The organism is uncultured Campylobacter sp. (genome assembly GCF_938018145.1).
Taxonomy (GTDB): Bacteria; Campylobacterota; Campylobacteria; order Campylobacterales; family Campylobacteraceae; genus Campylobacter_A.
Genome location: NZ_CALIII010000014.1, coordinates 1 through 4087 on the forward strand (window position 1 = coordinate 1; position 4087 = coordinate 4087).

At 46.7% G+C, this 4087-nt stretch carries 6 protein-coding genes; 3 read left to right on the forward strand and 3 right to left on the reverse strand.

Annotated elements, in window-relative coordinates; genetic code table 11:
• Window positions 1–95 precede the first annotated feature (95 nt).
• Window positions 96–362 carry a 30S ribosomal protein S20 gene (gene rpsT / locus Q0338_RS00450; RefSeq protein WP_002949506.1) on the forward strand — a complete coding sequence of 89 codons (267 nt, stop codon included), beginning with the start codon at window positions 96–98 and terminating at the stop codon, window positions 360–362.
• 11 nt (window positions 363–373) lie between these two features.
• A complete protein-coding gene (gene prfA, locus Q0338_RS00455; protein ID WP_122861782.1) occupies window positions 374–1441 on the forward strand; it encodes a peptide chain release factor 1 in 1068 nt (355 codons plus the stop codon).
• A 569-nt stretch (window positions 1442–2010) separates the two neighbouring features.
• On the opposite strand, the gene Q0338_RS00460 is transcribed toward prfA, so the two are convergent.
• Genes Q0338_RS00460 through Q0338_RS00470 form a run of 3 tightly spaced genes read right to left on the reverse strand, consistent with a single transcriptional unit; the run spans window position 2011 to window position 3291 of the window.
• A complete protein-coding gene (locus Q0338_RS00460; RefSeq protein WP_298085054.1) occupies window positions 2011–2412 on the reverse strand; it encodes a sel1 repeat family protein in 402 nt (133 codons plus the stop codon).
• Window positions 2409–2663: a helix-turn-helix domain-containing protein gene (locus Q0338_RS00465; protein WP_122861784.1), complete on the reverse strand. Its 255-nt coding sequence runs from the start codon at window positions 2661–2663 to the stop codon at window positions 2409–2411. The genes Q0338_RS00460 and Q0338_RS00465 overlap by 4 nt, the downstream gene beginning before the upstream one ends.
• Before the next feature lie 10 nt (window positions 2664–2673).
• A complete protein-coding gene (locus Q0338_RS00470; RefSeq protein ID WP_298085055.1) occupies window positions 2674–3291 on the reverse strand; it encodes a hypothetical protein in 618 nt (205 codons plus the stop codon).
• Between the two features lie 94 nt (window positions 3292–3385).
• Between Q0338_RS00470 and Q0338_RS00475 the strand changes: the two genes are divergently transcribed.
• Window positions 3386–4087, forward strand: a 702-nt coding sequence (locus Q0338_RS00475; protein WP_298085056.1) for an exodeoxyribonuclease III, incomplete at its 3' end; no start/stop codon positions are given.

Here is a 4087-nt window from a genome sequence, read left to right on the forward strand (position 1 = left end):
GTAAATTTCCTCGCTTTAAATTTTACTTAAATTAAGCGGATTTTAAAACTGATTTTTATATAATCACGGACTAAAATTATGACAAAAGGGACATTATGGCAAACCATAAATCTTCTGAAAAAAGAGCCAGACAGACTATCAAAAGGACTGAAAGAAACAGATTTTACCGCACTAGGCTTAAAAATATCACTAAAGCCGTGCGCGTAGCCGTTGAGGCAGGCGATAAAGAAGCCGCGCTAAACGCGTTTAAAGTGGCAAACAAAGATTTCCACAGCTTCGTTAGCAAAGGCTTTTTGAAAAAACAAACAGCTTCTCGCCGCGTAGGACGCCTCGCAAAACTCGTAAACAAACTATCTGCTTAATCTAAATTTTAATGTTAGCCGACAAACTGCAGCCTTTTTTGGATCGCTACGACGAGCTCTCTCGTCTGCTTAGCGATCCGTCTATCACAAACGATATCGCAAATATGACCAAGCTCTCAAAAGAGCAATCAAATTTAGAAGATATCGCCTCGGCTGCAAAGTCCTATCTGCAAACTCTCGCAGACATCGAGGAGAACAAGGCTCTGCTCGATGACGCCGAGCTTGGCGAGCTAGCCAAAGACGAACTCAAAAATCTCGAATCCCAAAAAGAAAATCTCGAAGAAGAGATTAAAATTTTACTCCTTCCAAAAGATCCTAACGACGATAAAAACGTATTTTTAGAGATCCGTGCGGGTACGGGCGGAGACGAAGCGGCGCTTTTTGCGGGCGATTTGTTTAACGCTTATGCGAGGTATGCCGAGCTTCGCGGGTATAAATTTGAGATCGTGAGCCAAAGCGAGGGCAACACGGGCGGCTTTAAAGAGATTATTTTGCTGATAAAGGGCAAGGGGGCGTACTCTAGGCTCAAATTTGAGGGCGGCACTCACCGCGTCCAGCGCGTACCAGAGACCGAAAGCCAGGGCCGCGTGCACACCTCTGCAGTCACGGTCGCTATCATGCCAGAAGTCGAAGATAGCGAGATCGAGATAAATCCAAACGACCTTCGCATCGATGTCATGCGTAGCTCAGGTCACGGCGGACAGTCGGTAAATACGACGGACTCGGCGGTGCGAATCACTCACATCCCGACTGGTATCGTCGTCACAAACCAAGACGGCAAAAGCCAGCACAAAAACAAAGAAGCCGCGATGAAGGTGCTAAAAGCGCGCCTTTATGAGATACAAGAAGAAGAGCGCCTAGCCAAAGAAACCAGCGAGCGCAAAAGCCAAGTCGGCACAGGCGACCGCTCGGGACGTATCCGCACCTACAACTTCCCGCAAAACCGTATCAGCGACCACCGCATAAATTTGACGCTTTACCGCCTCGACGCGATAATGGCGGCGGGACTTTTTGACGAGATTATAGAGCCGCTGATTGCGCATTATCAGGCTGAAGCGATCTCGGACGCCGATCTGTAAATTTTAAAATTCACTCAAATTTCGGCATTTTCAATACGACATTTTCGTTAAATTTGGGTGCAAATTTTGCTGCAGACGGAGTCGTCATGCAAGTTAAATTTGAGAACAACTTATCTTTGCGCTTTAGGTAAACTCTCTGAAAAATAGTTGCAAATTCGGATCTGCTTTTTTAAATTTAGCGTTGAAAAATATCAAATAAAAACCAAGTTAAAGTATGTAAACCGATAAATTTTTAGTCGCCGATAATACGTAAAATTTCCAAATTTCTCCAACTAAAATTTATCAAATTTCCAGCCTATCGCACCGTCAATACGCAAAACAAAAACCGTCCGTCAAAGCCACATTTAGCGCTCGAAATCAAGTTCTGTAAAAAATAGCAAACTCCGTAAATTTCTCACATTTAATAAACAGAAACAAGGCGTCTAAGTAAAATTTGAGTGAAGTTTTTGCAGCAAATTACCCAAATTTAATAGCTAGAAATAATTTAAAATTTCACGCCGAAGCCAAATTTTATATCGCGCCAGCGTATCCGTCATACGCAAACCCGTCTTTATGCAGCCAAAATAGCTTCACTTCGCTAGTTCAAGTATATTGCACGCTCGTTTAGAGCCCAGCTCGCAGGCCTTTTTGAGTCGCTCGCCCGATAGCTCAAAGCTTTGCGGAGCGACGTCGCCCTTTAGATAAAACACCGACTCCTCGTAGCAGCTCTCCGCGCTCCCGGCGGCGCAGGCGTCTTTGTAGATCGCAAAGGCTTTTACGCCATCCTTGTAGCCCGTTAGCCCTTTGGCGTAAAACTCCGCGGCAAAGTAGCATGCCAGCGCGTCGCCGCCTGCGCAGCTTTTTTCTAGCGCAGCGAGCGTTTTTTCGCAGCTTGCGGCGTCGCCTTTGTTGATGCAGGCATTTAGCCCAGCCTCGTCTATTGCGGCATTTGAGAGCACAACTGCGACAACAAGTATCCAAATTTTCCTCATTTTTTCTCTAGTTCCTTTAAATTTTTAAATCTATAAATCCCGTTTTTCACTCGCTCGAAAATTTTGCGATTTTCAAGCAGTTTTATCGTCTGCGTGACGGTGGGCTTGCTGGCGTCCGTCTGCTCGCAGATATCTGAAATTTTAACGGTTATGAAGCCGTTTTCGTCCGCATTTTGGGCTAAAAACAAGATGATCTCCATCTTTTTCTCGCCCAAAATTTGACCGAAAATCTCCCTCTCTAGCTCCGTCATCGCGCTAAATTTACTTGTATTCTAGTAGTTTAAAGTACTTTCTCGCGACCGGATCGAGCGAGAAAATATCGTAATCCCCGGACTTTTCTATATCCGCGCTCTGGGGGAATTTGCCCTCGTCTATATAAAAGGCCCCCTCCAGCCGCACTTCGCCGCCGGCGCATTTAGCCGTTTCGTCCCAGAGGTATTCCCATTTGTATTTTTCGCCCTCTTGCGAGCTAAGCGCTTGCAAAAGCAAAAACTTTTCGCGCCCGTCCTTTGCCTTATAGATCATCGTTAGCTCGCGCGATTTTACGCCCGCGTTCGTACCGCCGTCAAAGTCGTTAGAGTCGTAGTTTTGGCCGTTATAGTCGATACGGGCGCCACCCGCTAGTTCGTAGGTTTCGGATATGTAGTTTCCGTATTGCCCGTCTTCGCGATTCGGCGCCTCTTTTGCGAGTGCTTCTTGGCTATTTTTATTCGCGCAGTAGCTCAAATTTAGCTTCACGATCTCGTCCTTGTTTGCCTTTAAAAACGCCCCTAGCTCAGTAACCGACTTTGCGTCCGAGAGGAAAATGTTCGCGCTTTTTATCTCTTTGGCGCCTAAAAACGCGGCAAGCGCAAGCGATAAAATGATGATTTTTTTCATTTTTTACTCCTTAAAATGATCCTAATTTTACTAAATTTTAGCTTATTTTACGGCTCTTGCGATACAATACGCCAAATTTAACAAAGGATCAAATTTGAAACTAATCAGCTGGAACGTAAACGGACTGCGCGCGGTCGCCGCCAAAGACGGCTTTGCTTGGCTAGAGCAGCAAAAACCCGATTTTTTGGGCCTTCAGGAGATCAAGGTGCGCGAGAGCGACGTGCCTGCGGAGATTTACAAGCTCGGATTTAACGAAATCAGCGTAAATTCGGCAGCCAGAGCGGGGTACTCGGGCGTGATGAGTCTGGCCAAATTTGGCTCCGTTACGCAAAAAGCGGCGTTTTTTGACGACGACGAGGGGCGGGTTTTGGAGCATAGATTCGGCAACGTCGTACTTTTTAACATCTACTTTCCAAACGGCCAAAAAGACGACGCGCGCCTAGCCTACAAGATGGATTTTTACGCTAAATTTCTAGCCTACATCCAGGAGCTCGTAAAACAGGGCAAGGACGTGATATTTTGCGGCGACGTGAATACCGCTCACCGCGAGATTGACCTCAAAAACCCCAAAGCAAACGCCAAAACCTCGGGCTTTTTGCCTATCGAGCGCGCGTGGCTGGACGAGGTCGTCGCACGCGGCTTTATCGACACCTTTCGGCACGTGCGCGGCGACGTGGCGGACGCGTATTCGTGGTGGAGCTACCGCTTTAACGCCCGCGCCAAAAACGTCGGCTGGAGGATCGATTATTTTTTCATTTCGGCAAGCCTCAAAGACCGCCTAAAAGACGCGTTTATC